General features: G+C 65.4%; 20 protein-coding genes. 12 read left to right on the top strand and 8 right to left on the bottom strand.

Annotated features, from left to right (window positions below; translation table 11 throughout):
* The coding region (locus AX681_RS12710) for a GcrA family cell cycle regulator (RefSeq protein ID WP_331710014.1) at positions 1-162 on the bottom strand (162 nt) is incomplete at its 3' end.
* 63 nt (positions 163-225) lie between these two features.
* On the opposite strand from AX681_RS12710, the gene AX681_RS12715 reads away from it, so the two are divergent.
* A complete protein-coding gene (locus AX681_RS12715) occupies positions 226-1,071 on the top strand; it encodes an ABC transporter permease (RefSeq protein WP_066661659.1) in 846 nt (281 codons plus the stop codon).
* Here the strand turns inward: AX681_RS12715 and AX681_RS12720 are convergent.
* Positions 1,068-2,999 carry a sensor histidine kinase gene (locus AX681_RS12720; protein WP_156442810.1) on the bottom strand — a complete coding sequence of 644 codons (1,932 nt, stop codon included), beginning with the start codon at positions 2,997-2,999 and terminating at the stop codon, positions 1,068-1,070. The two genes, AX681_RS12715 and AX681_RS12720, sit on opposite strands and share 4 nt — an antisense overlap.
* Before the next feature lie 198 nt (positions 3,000-3,197).
* On the opposite strand from AX681_RS12720, the gene AX681_RS12725 reads away from it, so the two are divergent.
* The 6 genes from AX681_RS12725 to queE all read left to right on the top strand — a co-directional run bounded on the left by AX681_RS12725 (position 3,198) and on the right by queE (position 8,272).
* Entirely contained in the window at positions 3,198-4,394 is a 1,197-nt protein-coding gene (locus AX681_RS12725; RefSeq protein WP_066661649.1) for an aspartate aminotransferase family protein, read from the top strand.
* A gap of 57 nt (positions 4,395-4,451) precedes the next feature.
* Positions 4,452-5,387 (top strand): ornithine carbamoyltransferase, encoded by a 936-nt coding sequence (gene argF, locus AX681_RS12730; protein ID WP_066661639.1) that lies wholly within the window; start codon positions 4,452-4,454, stop codon positions 5,385-5,387.
* A 158-nt stretch (positions 5,388-5,545) separates the two neighbouring features.
* Positions 5,546-6,442 (top strand): Hsp33 family molecular chaperone HslO, encoded by an 897-nt coding sequence (locus tag AX681_RS12735; RefSeq protein WP_066661670.1) that lies wholly within the window; start codon positions 5,546-5,548, stop codon positions 6,440-6,442.
* A gap of 50 nt (positions 6,443-6,492) precedes the next feature.
* Positions 6,493-6,888, top strand: a complete 396-nt coding sequence (locus AX681_RS12740) for a DUF3617 domain-containing protein (RefSeq protein ID WP_066661636.1) — start codon at positions 6,493-6,495, stop codon at positions 6,886-6,888.
* Positions 6,889-6,942: 54 nt separating this feature from the next.
* Entirely contained in the window at positions 6,943-7,629 is a 687-nt protein-coding gene (gene queC / locus AX681_RS12745) for a 7-cyano-7-deazaguanine synthase QueC (RefSeq protein ID WP_066661633.1), read from the top strand.
* Between the two features lie 10 nt (positions 7,630-7,639).
* Positions 7,640-8,272 (top strand): 7-carboxy-7-deazaguanine synthase, encoded by a 633-nt coding sequence (gene queE, locus AX681_RS12750; RefSeq protein WP_066661668.1) that lies wholly within the window; start codon positions 7,640-7,642, stop codon positions 8,270-8,272.
* A gap of 10 nt (positions 8,273-8,282) precedes the next feature.
* Here queE and AX681_RS12755 read toward each other — a convergent pair whose 3' ends face one another.
* The 3 genes from AX681_RS12755 to lipB all read right to left on the bottom strand — a co-directional run bounded on the left by AX681_RS12755 (position 8,283) and on the right by lipB (position 10,228).
* Positions 8,283-8,969: a hypothetical protein gene (locus AX681_RS12755; protein ID WP_066661625.1), complete on the bottom strand. Its 687-nt coding sequence runs from the start codon at positions 8,967-8,969 to the stop codon at positions 8,283-8,285.
* A 207-nt stretch (positions 8,970-9,176) separates the two neighbouring features.
* The gene (locus tag AX681_RS12760; RefSeq protein WP_066661623.1) at positions 9,177-9,428 is read right to left on the bottom strand and encodes a hypothetical protein; all 252 of its coding nucleotides are present in this window, start codon (positions 9,426-9,428) and stop codon (positions 9,177-9,179) included.
* Positions 9,429-9,529: 101 nt separating this feature from the next.
* The gene (gene lipB, locus AX681_RS12765; protein ID WP_443026346.1) at positions 9,530-10,228 is read right to left on the bottom strand and encodes a lipoyl(octanoyl) transferase LipB; all 699 of its coding nucleotides are present in this window, start codon (positions 10,226-10,228) and stop codon (positions 9,530-9,532) included.
* Between the two features lie 53 nt (positions 10,229-10,281).
* Here lipB and AX681_RS12770 point away from each other — a divergent pair, with 53 nt between their 5' ends.
* Both AX681_RS12770 and AX681_RS12775 read left to right on the top strand, forming a co-directional pair.
* Entirely contained in the window at positions 10,282-11,106 is an 825-nt protein-coding gene (locus AX681_RS12770; RefSeq protein ID WP_156442865.1) for a hypothetical protein, read from the top strand.
* Positions 11,103-11,846, top strand: coding sequence for a hypothetical protein (locus tag AX681_RS12775; RefSeq protein WP_066662962.1), 744 nt, complete (start codon positions 11,103-11,105; stop codon positions 11,844-11,846). The genes AX681_RS12770 and AX681_RS12775 overlap by 4 nt, the downstream gene beginning before the upstream one ends.
* Here AX681_RS12775 and AX681_RS12780 read toward each other — a convergent pair.
* From AX681_RS12780 to AX681_RS12790, 3 genes are read right to left on the bottom strand one after another with little or no spacing between them, the layout of a single operon-like run.
* Positions 11,810-12,409: a GNAT family N-acetyltransferase gene (locus AX681_RS12780; RefSeq protein WP_066662960.1), complete on the bottom strand. Its 600-nt coding sequence runs from the start codon at positions 12,407-12,409 to the stop codon at positions 11,810-11,812. The genes AX681_RS12775 and AX681_RS12780 overlap by 37 nt on opposite strands.
* Position 12,410: 1 nt before the next feature.
* Positions 12,411-13,265: an oxygen-dependent coproporphyrinogen oxidase gene (gene hemF, locus AX681_RS12785; RefSeq protein WP_066662958.1), complete on the bottom strand. Its 855-nt coding sequence runs from the start codon at positions 13,263-13,265 to the stop codon at positions 12,411-12,413.
* Positions 13,262-13,711, bottom strand: a complete 450-nt coding sequence (locus tag AX681_RS12790; RefSeq protein ID WP_066662956.1) for a tRNA (cytidine(34)-2'-O)-methyltransferase — start codon at positions 13,709-13,711, stop codon at positions 13,262-13,264. The genes hemF and AX681_RS12790 overlap by 4 nt, the downstream gene beginning before the upstream one ends.
* A 309-nt stretch (positions 13,712-14,020) precedes the next feature.
* Here AX681_RS12790 and petA point away from each other — a divergent pair, with 309 nt between their 5' ends.
* Genes petA through AX681_RS12805 form a run of 3 tightly spaced genes read left to right on the top strand, consistent with a single transcriptional unit; the run spans position 14,021 to position 16,742 of the window.
* The gene (petA, locus tag AX681_RS12795) at positions 14,021-14,593 is read left to right on the top strand and encodes a ubiquinol-cytochrome c reductase iron-sulfur subunit (RefSeq protein WP_066662954.1); all 573 of its coding nucleotides are present in this window, start codon (positions 14,021-14,023) and stop codon (positions 14,591-14,593) included.
* A gap of 14 nt (positions 14,594-14,607) precedes the next feature.
* On the top strand, positions 14,608-15,894 hold the full coding sequence (locus AX681_RS12800) for a cytochrome b (RefSeq protein ID WP_066662950.1): 1,287 nt from the start codon (positions 14,608-14,610) through the stop codon (positions 15,892-15,894).
* A 14-nt stretch (positions 15,895-15,908) separates the two neighbouring features.
* Positions 15,909-16,742: a cytochrome c1 gene (locus tag AX681_RS12805; protein ID WP_066682385.1), complete on the top strand. Its 834-nt coding sequence runs from the start codon at positions 15,909-15,911 to the stop codon at positions 16,740-16,742.
* Positions 16,743-16,883 lie beyond the last annotated feature (141 nt).

Below are 16,883 nucleotides of genomic sequence, written 5' to 3' on the forward strand. Positions count from 1 at the left end.
GGCCTTGACCGGCGACGGACGCGAGGCGAGACCCAAGCGATGCGCCTTGCCGATCACGGCATTGCGGCTCACTCCGCCCAGTTCTTCGGCAATCTGTGTCGCGGTCAGGCCGCTGTCCCACATCTTGCGCAGCGTCTCGATCCGTTCGTCGGTCCAGCTCATTTGTCGTCCCTAAAGAATCAATCCCGTTGCCGGGTGTGGCCGCAGCGATTAACCGGCCTTTGCATGACCGACCAGTCCCCGCCGCCCGAAAGCATGATCGCCGGCCCCGGCGTTCCGATCATCCGTAACGTGAATTGGGGCGGGCTGTGGACCCTCTATGTGAAGGAGGTGCGCCGTTTCTTCAAGGTGCAGCTCCAGACGGTGTGGGCGCCGGCAGTGACGACGCTGCTGTTTCTGGTGGTTTTTACCGTCGCTTTGGGCGGTGGCGGACGAGTCGTGACGCTCGACGGCGTCGCCGTCCCGTTCGCGAACTTCATCGCGCCGGGCCTGATCGTGATGGGCATGCTCCAGAACGCTTTCGCCAATTCCAGCTTCTCGCTGCTGGTCGGGAAGATTCAGGGGACGATCGTCGATTATCTGATGCCGCCGCTCTCGACCGGAGAGCTGCTGGCGGCGCTGTGCGGCGGCGCGGTCACGCGCGCCTTTTGCGTCGGGGGGGCGGTGTGGCTGGCGATGGCGCTGTGGCCGGGTGTCCATGTCACCCCGGCGCATCTCTGGGCGATCCTGTGGTTCGGTTTCCTCGGATCGCTGTTCCTGGCGCTGATGGGCGTCCTGACCTCGATCTGGGCGGAGAAGTTCGATCACGCCGCAGCCGTGACCAACTTCGTGGTCGCGCCGCTCGCGCTGCTGTCGGGCACCTTTTACTCGGTCGATCGCCTGTCCCCGCTGTTTCAGGCGATCAGCCACGCGAACCCGTTCTTCTACATCATCTCGGGCTTCCGCTACGGCTTCCTTGGCGTCGCGGACTCGCCGATCCTGCTCGGCAGCGCGGCGATCCTGCTGCTCGATATCGTGCTGGCGCTCGCCTGCTACGCGCTGCTGCGTTCGGGCTGGAAGATCAAAAGCTAGGGTAGAGGCGCATCGCTCAGCGCGGGCACGGTGAACCGGAACGCCGCGCCATGCGGAACGCGGTCTTCAGCGACCAGCGTGCCGCCATGCGCTTCGACGATCCGCTTGGAAATATTGAGTCCGATACCCAGTCCGGATTCGCCCTTGGTCGATGAGAAGCGCTGCCCCAGTCGCTGGGCAAATCCTTCGGGCAAGCCGGTGCCGTTATCGGTGACCTGAATTTCGACGAGATGGTCGCCCGCCTGCCGCGCCACGATCTCGATCCGCGTCTCGCGCTCCACCGCGTCGCACGCCTCGAACGAATTGCGCAGCAGATTGACCAGCACCTGCTGGATCTGAATCCGGTCGACATAGACTGGCGGGATGTCGCGCGGGATTTCGACATGCAGCCGCCCGCCCACGCGGCGCGATCCGATCAGCACCAGATTGACCGCGTCCTGAACCACGACCTCCAGCGACTCGCGCCGCAGCTCGATCTCGCGGTTCGCCAGAAATGCCCGCAGCCGGCTGATGATCCCGCCTGCGCGGAGCAGCTGGGCGCTGATCTCCATCATATAGTCCCGCGCCTTTTCGACGTCGTTGCGCTGTTCGAGCACATAGACAGCGGTGGAGACATAGTTGGTCGCGGCGGTCAGCGGTTGATTGATCTCATGCGCGATATCGCCCGCCAGTTCGCCCATCGCATTCTGTCGCGACAGATGCATCAGCTGGAAGTTCAGGCCGTTGAGCTGATCCTCCATCGCCATCCGCTCGGTCAGGTCGCGCACGAACGCGACGCAGACCCGCTCGCCCTCCTGCTCGGCAATGCCCAGACGCAGCTCGGCCGGAAACTGGACACCGTCCGCGCGGGTGCCGGTAATGAAATGGGATGTGGTCGCGCCGGTATTGCTCCCGGTCATGTCGGGCAGGGTGACCGGGCCGTCGAACAACGTGTTGAGCGATCGCCCGTGCAACTCGGCTGCGTTCAGCCCCCAGAGCAAGGGCGCAGAGCGGCTATAGGTGCGGATGACCAGCTGGTCGTTGGTGACGATCAGCGCATCGGGCGCGGTTTCCAGGATCGATCCCAGGCGCGCTTCGCCAGCGGCAAGGGCGCGGTTCTGCCGATCCGCGCGATTGATGACATGCGCAACCAGCACGGCCATCGCCAGCAGGTTGGACATGGCCATGGCATAGTGAAACTCGGCATTGGTCAGCGGCACCACGTTGCGGAACCCGACCAGCGCGAGCACCGGCAGGATCGCGCTGACAATGAGGATCGGGTGGATGCGCTGCAGGATTTTCCACGGCGAGTTGGCGAAGCGATCCTGCGCACCGCCGGTGCCGGTGCTGAGCACGGTCGCGACCGCCAGCAGGAACACCGGGATGCCGGCGGTGGTGGACACGCCGACGAACCGGGCGTTCGCTTCGGTATCGCTGACGGTGAAGGTCAGCACCAGCAGCAGTGCCGCCAGCGCCGCGCTGGCCAGCGGCGCACCCCAATCCTGCCAACGCTCTCCCGATGCCTGCGCGAGCAGCGCCAGATTGAGCAGCAACAGCACCGACAGCGGCCCGAGCGGGGTCGCACGGCGGCCATGCAGCCATGACAGGCCGCTGGCCCCAACCAGGCTATCGAGCGGCCCAGCGAGAATACCAAGAATGTGATGCAGCAACAGCAGGGCGATGATCCCCATCACCCCGCGATAGAGGAGGACGGCAGGTCGCGGGCGTCCTGCCATGAACAGCAGCGCGCCGGATGCGAGCGACAGGAAGGTGGCGGCGGTCAATGGATGGATCGCGCTGCGCGTGTCGCCCAGCCCCCGCAGCAACGGGCTGTGTACGATCCATCCGATCAGCACGAGCGCTGGCATGACCGCCGCGAGGACCGCAATCCAGCGCGCAAATCTCAGCGACCCGTCCTTAGGCGGCGACGTCGCTGGCGGATGTGCCACAACCTTCTCCTCAACCGGAACGCGCGAAAGAGGCCGCTCAAGCGGGTGACGCTAGAGGCGCAACGGGATAAAGTCATCCCGCGTTTAATACGGGTGCGTCACCGCGCCTTATTGACGATGGGGCGACCCCGGTCCTAGGGTCCGCCAACGGGCGGTTCGCGATTGGGCCGCCCTTTTCTGTTGTGAAGGAGGCTGCCCGTGTCGATCACCCCGCTCATGCCCGTTTACCCGCGGTGCGGTGTGCGTCCGGTGCGAGGCGAAGGCTGTTACCTGATCGGCGAGCGCGGCGAGCGCTATCTCGATTTCGCGGCCGGGATCGCGGTCAATGCGCTGGGCCACAGCCATCCCGACTTCATCAAGAAGGTGCAGGATCAGGTCGCGACGCTGATGCACGTGTCCAACCTCTATGGCTCGCCACAGGGTGAGGCGCTGGCTGCACGCATCGTCGCTACGAGCTTTGCCGACACCTTGTTCTTCACCAATTCGGGTGCCGAGGCGATCGAGTGCGCGATCAAGACCGCGCGCCGCTATCACTATGTCAACGGCAACCCGCAGCGGACCAAGATCATCACCTTCCACAACGCCTTTCACGGGCGCACGATGGGCGCGATCAGCGCGACCAATCAGGCCAAGATGCGCGACGGGTTCGAACCGTTGCTGCCGGGCTTCGATTACGCGCCGTTCAACGACCTCGACGCCGCGCTCGCGCTGATCGACGACACCACCGCCGGCTTCATGGTCGAAACCGTGCAGGGCGAAGGCGGGATGACAGCGGGCAAGCCCGAGTTCATTCAGGGCCTGCGCAAGGCATGCGACGAACACGGCCTGTTGCTGATCCTCGACGAAATCCAGTGCGGCTATGGCCGCACCGGCAAGATGTGGGCGTATGAGCATTACGGCATCACCCCCGACATCCTGACCTCCGCCAAGGGGATCGGAAACGGATTCCCGCTCGGCGCGTGCCTCGCGACCGAGGAAGCAGCCAAGGGCATGGTGTTCGGCACCCATGGCTCGACCTATGGCGGCAACCCGCTGGCCATGGCGGCGGGCATGGCGGTGCTCGACGTGATGGAGGAACCCGGTTTCCTCGAGCATGTCACCGCGATGGGCGATCGGCTGCGCGCGGCGTTCGAGCAGATGATCCCCAACCACGATCATCTGTTCGACGAGATCCGCGGCAAGGGCCTGATGCTCGGGATCAAGCTGAAGGAGCCGGCGGTGGCGCGCGACTTCGTGGCGCATCTGCGCGACCATCACGGGCTGCTCACCGTCGCGGCGGGCGAGAATGTGTTCCGCGTCCTGCCGCCGCTGATCATCGATGAAAGCCATGTCGCCGAAGCGGTCGAAAAGCTGAGCGCGGGCGCGCGCAGCTACACGATGCCGGAGGCGGCATAGCCACTTGCTCCCCCGGCGCGCTGGGGGACGCAACCCTGGCCGTAGGGGGACGTATCAATGACCTACCGCAATTTCCTGTCGCTCAGTGACGCCGGTCCCGATGGCCTTGCGGCGATCCTGGCCGAGGCGATCGACCGCAAGGCGGCGCGCGCTGGCCTGCCCAAGGGCGCGGTCGATCGTGACGCGCCGCTCGCTGGGCATACTCTGGCGATGGTGTTCGAAAAGAACTCCACCCGCACCCGCGTCAGCTTCGAAATGGCGATCCGCCAGTTGGGCGGGAACTCAGTAATCCTCGACGCCGCGACGACGCAGCTTGGGCGCGGCGAGACCGTCGCGGACACGGCGCGAGTCCTGTCGGGCTATTGCGACGCGATCATGGTGCGCACCGACGACCATGCCAAGCTGCTCGAAATGGCTGAATTTGCCACCGTCCCGGTGATCAACGGCCTGACCGACGACAGCCATCCGTGCCAGATCGTCGCCGACCTCCAGACCATCCTGGAGAGCGGCAAGGCGCTGCCTGGCCTCAAGGTCGCGTGGCTCGGCGATGGCAACAATGTCCTCGCCTCGATCGTCGAGGCGGCGGGGCTGATGCAGTTTGACGTCGTCGCCGCCTGTCCGCAGAGCTTCTCGCTCCCGGAAGCCGCGATGGCGCTCGGCAAGGGGCGAGCGACCTGCGTCAACGATCCCGCAGAAGCGGTAGCCGGGGCGGACATCATCGTCACCGACACCTGGATATCGATGGGCCAGCTGCATGCCGAGGCGAAGCTCGCTGCGCTCGCACCTTATCAGGTCGATGCCGCGCTGATGGCCAAGGCCAAGCCCGACGCGAAATTCCTCCACTGCCTCCCCGCGCATCGCGGCGAGGAAGTGACGCCGGAGGTGATCGACGGCCCGCAATCGCTGATCTGGCCGGAGGCGGAAAACCGCCTGCACGGACAAAAGGCCGTGCTGCGCTGGTGCTTCGGGCAGATTGGCGGCCCGATCGGGTGAGTTGAACCAACCGATCTGCCATCCTATCTCACGCCCTCACCCTGAAACCCGTTTGCCCTGAGCTTGTCGAAGGGCAGCTTCCCGCCGCCCATTAGGACAGGTCGGGGAATGGGCTTCGACAGCCCCGGATCAGGTCTGGGGCCGAACGGATGATTGCCATGACCGCCCCGACCGACCTCGACCGCACGCTCAACTTCACGATTCCCCAGCGCCATGCGCGCGGGCGGATCGCGCGGCTCGGCCCAGTGCTGGGCGAGATCCTTGCCGCGCACGCCTATCCCGCGCCGATCGAACGGCTGCTGGCCGAGGCGCTGACGCTTACCGCCCTGCTCGGCTCGACCCTCAAGGATGCGGGCGGGCAGCTGACGCTGCAGGCGCAGGCGCAGGGCGGCATCGTCAGTCTGCTGGTGTGCGACTACAAGGGCGGCGAACTGCGCGGCTATGTCCAATATGATGTCGACCGGCTGGCCGAACTTGGCAGCAGTCCGTCGCTCTATGCGCTGTTCAACCAGGGCTATCTGGCGATGACCTTCGACCAGGCGACCACCGGCGAGCGCTATCAGGGCATCGTCCCGCTCGACGGCGGGTCGCTGGCCGAAGCGGCGGAGAATTATTTCGACCAGTCGGAGCAGATTCCCACTCTGGTCCGGCTCGGTGTCGGCCATGACGCGGCGGGCAATTGCATCGGCGGCGGGCTGTTCCTCCAGCACCTGCCCGAAGGCGAGGAGGGCGGCGAACGCCTGCACGCGCGCGAAACGCACCCGGAATGGGAGCATGTCGAAGCGCTGGGCGGCACGATCAGCGCCGCGGAGCTGGCCGACCCCGCGACCCCGCTCGAGACGCTGCTCTGGCGGCTGTTCAACGAGGATGAAGTGCGCGTCCAGTCGGGCGGCGATCTGGTCCGCGGGTGCCGGTGCGATCCCGACTATATCGGGTCGGTGCTGGCAAAGTTTTCGGCCGAAGACCGCGTGGAAATGGCCGAGAATGGCTTCATCACCGTGGACTGCGCCTTCTGCGCAAAGAAGTTTCCGATCGCGCTCGACAGCTTTGCCTGACCGAATCTGTCAGCGTACTGAAAGACGAATCGTGCTACAGGAGCGGCAGAATGAAAATGCTTCGCGCCCTTGCGACTTTGGTCGCGCTGTCGATTCCGCTCGCGGCGGGGAGTGCCGGTCGCGCTGACGGCCTGACTGCGCTCGCCGGTATCGAGCGCGGTGAGTGGACGTTGCGCGCGGCCGATGGGTCGACGCGCAGCATCTGCATTACCGACCCGCAAGTCATGCTCCAGCTTCAGCATCGCGGCATGGCCTGCACCCGCTTCGTGGTCGAGGACGGATCGCAGGGTGGGCGCGTTACCTATAGTTGCCCCGGCATCGGCAATGGCGCCACCCGTGTGGTGATCGAAACGCCGCGCCTGATCCGTGTGGAGAGCCAGGGCGTCAGCCGCGGGCTGCCCTTCGCGTTCGAATATGAAGGGCGTCGGACCGGCCCTTGCCATTGAGCACGACAGCGCGCTTTCTTGCCGCACCGCGGCAAAGGGGGTAGCGCAGCGCAGATGACCGAAGCCAGCTATGCCGTCGCCCTCGTCTCGGGCGGACTCGATTCCTATGTTTCCGCTGCGTGCGCGCGCGCCGACGGGCATCGCCTGCTCGCACTGTCGATCGACTATAATCAACGCCATCATGTCGAGCTGGCCGCCGCGCGCCGGATTGCGGCCAATCTGGGTGCAGAGCGGCATATCGTCCTCCCGCTCGACCTGTCGCTGTTCGGCGGGTCGGCGCTGACCGCGGATATCGCGGTGCCAAAGGACGGCGTCGGCGACGACATCCCGGTTACCTATGTCCCCGCACGCAATACCATCTTCCTCAGCCTGGCGCTCGGTTGGGCCGAGGCGATGGGTGCACGGGACCTGTATCTCGGCGTCAACGCGCTGGATTATTCGGGCTATCCCGATTGCCGTCCGGAGTTCATCGAGGGCTTCGAAAAGCTGGCCGAGCTCGCCACCAAGGCGGGGGTGGAGGGCCATCCGTTTCGCATCCGCGCGCCGCTGGTGTCGATGACCAAGGCGGACATTGTGCGTAAGGGCACCGAACTGGGGCTCGATCTGGGGCTCAGCTGGTCGTGCTACGACCCGGCACCCGGCGGCGTGCATTGCGGGCGCTGCGACAGCTGTCGCCTGCGCGCCAAGGGGTTTGAAGATGCGGGCGTGCCCGATCCGACCCGCTATGCAGCAACGGCCTGAGGCGCGCGGCATGAGCTATGCGGTCAAGGAAATGTTCCTGACCCTGCAGGGGGAGGGGGTGAATGCCGGCGCGCGCGCGGTGTTCGTCCGCTTCGCCGGGTGCAATCTCTGGTCGGGGCGCGAGCAGGACCGCGCTACCGCGATCTGCAAATTCTGCGACACCCAATTTGTCGGCACCGACGGGCTGGGTGGCGGCAAGTTCGCCGATGCCGATGCGCTGGCGGACGCGGTCGCCGGCTTTTGGGGCGCGGGGCAGGAGCGCCGCTTCGTCGTGCTGACCGGGGGCGAGCCGATGCTGCAGGTCGACGATGCGCTGATCGATGCGCTGCACGCGCGCGGCTTCCGCATTGCGATCGAGAGCAATGGCACGTTGCCCGTGCATCCGGGCATCGACTGGGTGTGCATCAGCCCCAAGGCGGGGAGCGACGTGGTGCAGCGCCACGGCGACGAATTGAAACTGGTCTGGCCGCAGGCGGGCACCGATGTGGCGGAACTCGAGCAATGGGACTTCGCCCATTTCCTGGTTCAGCCGATGGACGATGCCAGTGCCGCCGCCAATGTCCAGGCGGCGGTCGATTTCGCGCTCGATAACCCGCGCTGGCGCTTGACCCTGCAAGCGCACAAGACGCTGGGGCTGCGCTGAACGCCGGTCTTCAGCGCCGCTTTTTCTTCTTGGCGCCCGGTGCGCAGCGCGCGGGGAAATAACCGCCCTTGTCCCAGCAATCCTCGTTCCCGAACTCGGGATAGGTGATCTGCGCGTCGATCGGCATGCGCATCGGGAATTGCTGTTCACCCCAGCGGGTCAGGCTGTTGCGGATCATCGGGATCCCCTCCGCCGCCAGCTCACCGAACTTGCCACGCGGGGTGAACAGCGCGGCGTTGGCGACTGCGTCGGCCGTCTGGCAGAAGGTCAGCTGCGCATGCACCGCCGAATAGCTGGAATAGACCCGCGTGCCATATTGATCGAGCGCGGTCTGACCGGCCTTGGGCGTCTTGTTGCTGCGCATGAAATATTTGGTGAGCACGGCGTAGGAATCGTTCAGCTCGACCTTATGGTCGCGCAGGATCGCGTTGTAGTTGGGCAGCGTCAGGAGCGTCGGACCGAACTGGCATTGCAGCGCGGCAACGTTGAGCGCTGCGCGCAAATTCCACACCATCGCCGCACGCAGTTCCGCCGGGGTTGCACCCGGCAGCGGCTGCGCCAGCATCCCGGGCTCGGACCCGGTGATCCGCGGTGCGGCGACCTCGGGGGACTTGAAGTAGAATTGCGCAGAGGCCGGCGTTGCCGCCAACACCGCCACACCCAGGCCTGCCGAGAACATCAGACGCGCACCGAACATCAACCAACCCTCTCGAACCCTGATCCGCCGCTGGGTTACGGAGTTTTCGTGCCGCGCCCAAGTGGTTTTTGGCACCGCTTTGTTGCGGTTGTGCAAGGGGCCGCGCTCCACCGTGGGACAGGTGGCACGCTGTGCGCCGATCTGCATGAAAAAGGGCCGCCCGGATGCCGGGCGACCCCTGATCACATGATTGCCGTGGGCGGCAGATTACATGCCGTTGCCCATGGTGTCGTTGGCAGCCATGGTGTCGCCAGCCATGCCGGTGTCGTTGCCGGTGGCACCGTCGACCATGGTCATGTTGTCGCTGGTGGTGCCGTCCAGAACCGGATCGGTGGCGTTGACGTCCATGACCGTCGTGTTGTCGGCGGTGGTTTCAGTCGTACCACCGCATGCCGACAGCAGCAGCGCGGCGCTGGCGATCATCGAACCGGCAACGGCCTTGGTGAAAACTGCACGCATAAGATTTGGCTCCCTAGATGATGGTGGGGGGCGGAACACCGCTTAATCCCCTGACCGAGATAGACATTAAACGCTTCGCGACGCGCCCTCAAGCCCCGCCATCAGGCGCGCGCGCACGCCCCACCCACGGAATTGAGAAAGGCCGGGAACGCTAACGCAAGGGCGGCATCGAAAGTTTCAGGCGTGATCGATTTTCCCAGCTGCGCGGCGCTGGTCACCGGAAATTCGGGCAGGCCGCACGGCACGATGCCGCCGAAATCGGCCAGATCGGGGTCGAGGTTCACGGCAAAGCCATGCATCGTGACCCAGCGCCGCACGCGCACGCCGATCGCACCGATCTTGGCCTCGCTCCCGCCATCGCGCGTCCAGATGCCGATCCGCCCCTCCGCGCGAAACGCGTTGATGCCAAGCTCCCCCAGCGCCGCGATCACCCAGCCTTCGACCGCATGGACGTAACAGCGCACATCCTTGTTCCGCCGCGACAGGTCCAGCATCGCATAGCCGATCCGCTGGCCCGGGCCGTGATAGGTGTAGCGCCCGCCACGCCCGGTGGCGAAGACCGGAAAGCGCGGGTCGATCAGCTCGGCCGGATCGGCGCTGGTGCCGGCGGTGTAGACCGGCGGGTGTTCCAGCAGCCAGATCTGCTCGCGCGCTTCGCCCGCCTGAATCGCGGCGACCCGCGCCTCCATCTCCGCCAGCGCCTGCGGGTAGGGGACGCGCGCTTCGGAGACGCGCCATTCGATGCCTTCGATCAGTTCCATCCCCGCCAGATGCGATGCCGCGCGCGCCGGCGCAAGCATGTGGCGTGATGCGGAAGGATCGGCTAACGCTGCGCGTGAGGGGAGCAATGCATATGGTCAGTATGGGTACCGTCTGGGATCGGACCGCGGAGTTTCTGAGCGACAATCTCGGCACATTGCTGCCGATCGCGCTGCTGGCGATCTTCGTCCCGACCACGATTTCGTCCAATCTCAGCGGACTTCAGCCGACTGCGGCCCCGACGACCGCGATGTTGCTCGGACTGGGCGTGTTCGTCCTCGCCTTGGTCAGCTTCTGGGGGCAGCTGGCGGTGACCGCGCTGGCGATCGATCCGGCGCTGGGCCGTCAGGCGAGCCAGGTGGCCACCCGCCGCTTTCCCGCCGCGCTGCTGCTGATGATCCTGCTGGTCGTCGTCATGCTCGCGCTGGCGATCCCGGTCGGCGTCTTGCTTGCGGTCGGGGGAGTCGATCTTGCTTCGCTGCAGGGTAGCGCGATGCCGGATATCCCGCCCAGCGTCGCCATCTGGGTATTTCTCTATTTCCTGATCATACTGGTCCTCGCCTTCTGGGTGATGGCGCGGCTCGCGGTGGTCATCCCGTCTGTTGTGGGCGACCGGCTGGCGATCGGCGCGATCGCGCGCTCGTGGCGGCTGACGCGCGGTGTCGCGCTCAAGATCGTCGGCGTGCTGATCCTCTACGCGATTGTCTCGATCGTCGCCAATCTTGCCGCGACCACGGCGTTCGGCGCGGTCATGTATCTGGTCGCCGGGAACGGCGAAGATGGCATCTCGCTCGCCTCGGTGCTGACGACCATCGTCGGAGGAGCGATCTCGACCGGCTTCACTGTCCTGGGCACGGCATTTCTGGCCAAGCTCTACATCGCGCTGATCGCGCGGCATGAGGCGGCTGCGGGCGCATGACCTTTTCATTTCGCGGCGTTCTGGCGGATGCCGTGACGTTGTGGCGGACCGATCGCGAGCTGATGTGGCCGATCGCGGGGGTGTTTCTGTTCCTGCCGCTCCTGGGCATGTTCATCCTCGCGACGACCAGCGGGGTGCAGCTGCCGAAGGGCGATGATCCCGCGCAAACGCGTGAAGTGCTCAACGCCTTTCTGCTGGCGAACATCGGCTGGTTCGGTCTGATCATCGCGCTGACCGAGTTTGGCGGCCTCGCGCTGCTCAGCCTGTATCTGCGCCGCGGAGAGACAGTCGGCGTGGTGCTGCTGTCGAGCGTTCAGCGGCTGATCCCGTTCTTCCTGATCGGGATCGTCGTGAACGTGCCGATCCAGCTCGCAAGCTATCTGCTGATCGTCCCGGCGATCTATGTGTTCGGTCGCACCTGGATGATGGGCGTCGCCTTCGCGGCGGAGCCGACGCGCGGCGCGTGGCAGGCGATGGTGCGCGGGTTCGAGCTGAGTGACAAAAATGGCTGGAAGATCGGTTTCTTCGCGCTCGGTCTCGCGCTCTTCATCGGTGCGAGCATGCTGTCGATCGCGGTCGTCATCCTTGCCATCGCGGCGCCATTGGCCGGGGGATCGCAGAGCGCAGCGTTGCTCGTCCTGGTCCCCATCGCCCTGGTCGTGACGGCCAGCTGGGTGTTCTTCACGCTGGTGCGGATCGCGCTCTATCGCCGGCTGGGCGGGTCGATCAACGGGATGTGAGGTGCGGCCTCGCGGGGCAGATGCCCGGTGATGCGCGGATCAGGAAAGGTCTCGATCGCGCGCAGGAACGGCACGAAGCCCGACGCGCGGTAAAAGCCCAAAGCCTTGGGGTGGTCGAGCGTGCAGGTATGCACCCACACCCGCGTCACATCGGGTCGCCACGCGCGCATCAGCGCATGCGCCATCAGCCAGCGGCCATGCCCCGCGCCGGTCAGTTCAGGCACGAGGCCGACGAAGGACAGCTCGCACGTCGCGCTCTCGCGGTAATCGAGTTCGAGCATCCCCACCTCGATCCCCTGCCGGTCGACCACCGCAAAAATCGCGATTCGCGGGTCATGGATGATCGCGCTCAGCCGCACATCGTCCATGATCAGGCGGGAGAACCACAGCCATGGCGATCCGACCCGCGCGAACAATTTCCGATACTTGTCCGGGCTCGGCGTTTCCCAAGGCACCAGCCGCAGATGCGATTCGGGCATCGGGCGCGGCTTGGGCCGCTCGCGCATTTCCAGGCTGGTGACGATCGTCGCGACCTCTCCGGGCTTTACGGGAAGCAGGCCCATCTCAGCTCCAGGTGGCGAGCGGCGGCAGGCTCATCAGGATCGCGTCGATATTGCCGCCAGTCTTGAGGCCGAACAGCGTGCCCCGGTCATAGACCAGGTTGAACTCGGCATAGCGGCCGCGCCACTCCAGCTGCCGCGCCTTGTCGGCGTCGGTGAAGGGCGTGGCCATGCGCCGACGGACGAGTGCGGGGAAGATGTCGAGGAAGGCGCGGCCGACATCCTGGGTAAAGGCGAAATTGGCCTCCCATGTCGCCATGTCCTCGCTGTCCAGATGATCGTAGAAGATGCCGCCGACGCCGCGATGGACATTGCGGTGGGGGATGTAGAAATAGTCGTCGGCCCATGACTTGAACCGGGGATAATGCGCCGGATCGTGGACATCACATGCCGCCTGCAAACGGGCATGGAAGTCCAACGTGTCCTCATCATAGGGAATCGGCGGGTTCAGATCCGCGCCGCCGCCGAACCAGCGCTTCGTCGTGACCAGGAACCGCGTGTTCATATGCACCGCGGGCACATGCGGGTTGGCCATGTGCGCGACCAGGCTGATTCCGGTGGCGAAGAAACGGGGATCCTCGCCCGCGCCATGGATCGACTTGGCGAAATCGCCCTCGAACGTGCCGCCGACGGTCGAGACGTTGACCCCGACCTTTTCGAAGACCTTGCCCTTCATCACCCCGCGCACGCCGCCACCGCCGGGTTCGCCCGACGGGTCGGTGCGGTCCCACGCGATATAATCGAACGCCGCGTCCGACCCGGCCTCATGCTCGATCGCCTCGAACTCGGCGCAGATCGAATCGCGCAGCTCCTCGAACCACGCGCGGGCGCGCTGCTGCTGGGGGTCGAGTTCGGTCATTGCGGATAGCCTTTGGTTTGCCGGAGCGCTTCGGACAGCGCGATGCCCGCCGAGACGGAGAGGTTCAAGGAGCGCATCGCCGGCTTCATCGGAATGCGCACGCGCAGGTCGGCGCGGTCATGCACAGGGTCGGGGACGCCCGCATCCTCCGATCCGAACAGCAATATGTCGTCGGGCCGATAGGCGGCCGCGTCGAAGCGCCCGGCGCCCTTGGTCGTGAACAGCACGATCCGGCTGGTTACGGTCGCCAGGAACGCGTCCCAGTCGCGGTGCCGAGTAACGCGGACATGGTCGATATAATCCATGCCGACGCGCGCCACGCGCTTGTCGTCCCATGCGAATCCCATCGGTTCGATCAGATCGATCGGCGTATCGAAACACGCACCGATGCGCAGGACCGCACCGACATTTCCGGCAATACAGGGTTGAAACAAGGCAACACGCATCGCGTCCCGATAGTGCAGAGCATACGCCCGTCACAAGGCGCTCTTGCTGTGTGCGGCACCGGCCCGCTCCCCCACCCGGCCACCCATAGAATACTGGCGTCGGGCGGCCGGGTGGGAGAGCGGCCCGGCGCCGAAACATTCGCGTGTCACGCGCCGGTCAAAAAGGCGGTTGGCAAAGTCGCCTCGCGCCGTCTATCAGGCCCGCCAGCCACCGGGGGCAATCCGGGGGTGAAGCGTGGCGTTCGCGCGCCGCGCTGTCCGGGACAGGGGCGTGAAAACGCCGGAAATTTGAAGTGCAAGGGCTGATGCATGGCAACGCTTGATGAAGCTGTTCCTCCGGGTGACGCGGGTGACGCGCCGGCCGATCCTCGCCGCCGCGACTATCTCGCGATCGGCGCGGTCGCTTTCGCTGGCGTTGGCGCCGGCGTCGTGGCGATCCCGCTGGTCAGCCAGATGAGCCCGTCGGCCGACGTGCTGGCGCTGTCGACCACCGAACTCGACATTTCGGCGATCCAGCCGGGCCAGTCGGTCAAGTCGACCTTCCGCAAGCAGCCCCTGTTCGTGCGCAACCTGACGCCGAAGGAAATCGAGGAAGCGAACGCGACCCCGGTCAGCGAGCTGCGCGATCCCCAGACGCTCGCCGAGCGCACCAAGGAAGGCAAGGCCAACTGGCTCGTGACGCTCGGCGTCTGCACCCATCTCGGCTGCGTGCCGCTGGGCGCGGGCGAGGGCGAGAACAAGGGTCCGTTCGGCGGCTATTTCTGCCCGTGCCACGGCTCGGCCTATGACACCGCCGGTCGCATCCGGTCCGGCCCGGCACCGACGAACCTCGTCGTTCCGGAATATGCATTCATTTCCGACACCGTCATTCGGGTCGGCTGAGGGGGCACCTTGAAATGAGCTTTCCCTGGGCAAAGCAGTATGAGCCGAAGAGCCCGCTGATGAAGTGGGTGGACGATCGTCTGCCGCTTCCGCGCTTCGTCTATGGTGCGATCGGTGGCGGTTACCCCGTCCCGCGCAACCTCAACTATTTCTGGAACTTCGGCGTGCTCGCCGGGATGTTCCTCGCGATCCAGATCGTCACCGGCATCGTGCTGGCGATGCATTATGCCGCCAATGCCGGCATCGCGTTCGACAGCGTCGAGCATATCATGCGCGACGTGAACGCCGGCTGGTTCATCCGCTATGCGCACGCCAATGGCGCGTCGCTGTTCCTGCTGGTGGTGTATATCCATATCGCCCGCGGCCTGTGGTACGGGTCGTACAAGGCGCCGCGCGAGATGGTGTGGCTGCTCGGCGTGGTCATCTTCCTGCTGATGATGGCGACCGCGTTCATGGGGTATGTGCTTCCCTGGGGCCAGATGAGCTTCTGGGGCGCGCAGGTCATCACCGGCTTCTTCTCCGCGATCCCCGTGGTGGGCGAGCCGATCCGCGTGTGGCTGCTCGGCGGCTTCGCACCGGACAATGCCGCGCTCAACCGCTTCTTCTCGCTTCACTATCTGCTGCCGTTCGTGATCGCCGGCGTCGTCGTCCTGCACATCTGGGCGCTGCACATTCCGGGTTCGAACAACCCGACGGGCGTCGAGGTGAAGGACGAGCAGGACACGGTCCCGTTCCACCCCTATTACACCGCCAAGGATGGCGTTGGCGTGGGCGTGGCGCTGCTGGTCTATTGTGCGCTGATCTTCTACGCGCCGAACCTGCTGGGTCACCCGGACAATTATATCCCGGCCAACCCGCTTTCGACCCCGGCGCACATCGTGCCCGAATGGTACTTCCTGCCCTTCTACGCCATTCTGAAGTCGTTCACCGTCGACTTCATCATGTCGGCGAAGCTGTGGGGCGTGCTGGCGATGTTCGGCTCGATCCTGCTGCTGTTCTTCCTCCCCTGGCTCGATTCGTCGCCGGTGCGCTCGGCCAACTATCGCCCGACCTACAAGTGGTTCCTGCTGGTGCTGCTGGTCGACGTGCTGGTGCTGGGCTATGTCGGTGGCGCGGCCCCGACCCCGGGCGTGATCCTGATCGGTCAGTTCGCGACGGCCTATTACTTCCTGCATTTCCTGGTGATCCTGCCGATCGTCTCGGCGATGGAGCGTCCGCGCCCGCTGCCGAACTCGATCACCGAGGCCGTGCTTGCCGGCAAGGGTGGCACCTCGCCGCTCCAGACCGCAGCTGCCGAATAAGAGGGGCATAGAAAATGGTTCGCATCGGCGGAATTTTGGTCGGGCTGGGCTTTGTCTTTGCCCTGGTGCTCGGGATTTTCGACACCGTCTCGAACGGGCTGACCACGCCCAAGACGGTGGAGCAGGAATTCCACAAGCACGCGCATGCGCCGGAAGGTGGCTTCAGCTTCACCGGCATGTTCGGCACCTATGACAAGCGCCAGCTGCAGCGTGGCATGCAGGTGTACAAGGAGGTGTGCGCCGCCTGTCACTCGCTGCGTCTGGTTTCGTTCCGCGACCTTGCCGCGCTCGGCTATAGCGAAGGTCAGATCAAGACCATCGCCAAGGGCTTCCAGGTGCCGTCGATCAACCCGGAAACGGGTGAGCCGGCGACCCGCGACGGCATGCCCGCCGACCGCTTCCCGTCGCCCTATGCCAATGACGTCGCCGCGCGCGCCGCGAACAACAACGCAGTCCCGCCCGACCTGTCGCTGATGGCCAAGGCGCGTCCCGACGGCAGCAACTATATCTACTCGCTGCTGACCGGCTACCAGGCCCAGCCTGCGGAACTGCTCAAGAAGTATCCCGAGGCCAAGACGCCGGAGGGGCTGCACTACAACCCCTATTTCCACACGCTCAACATCGCGATGGCACCGCCGATCAAGGATGGTCAGGTGACCTATTCCGACGGCACCGCCGCCACGGCCAAGAACTATGCCGCCGACGTCGCGGCGTTCCTGACCTGGACCGCCGAGCCGAAGATGGAAGCGCGCAAGACCGCCGGTCTCGCGGTACTCGCCTTCCTCGTGATCTTCTGCTTCCTCGCCTATGGCGCGAAGAAGCAGATCTGGCGGAACGTGAAGGACTAAGGTCCGCCTGAACCTTTTCTCCGACGGCCCGGGAAGCGATTCCCGGGCCGTTTTCTTACCTGAAGCCCCTCCCCTTCAGGGGAGGGGTTGGGGGTGGGGCCTCGGGATCTCACCGAGACCGATGGCCTGCGAGGATAGGCC

This window comes from Sphingomonas sp. CCH9-E2 (genome assembly GCF_001557215.1).
Taxonomy (GTDB): Bacteria; Pseudomonadota; Alphaproteobacteria; order Sphingomonadales; family Sphingomonadaceae; genus Sphingomonas.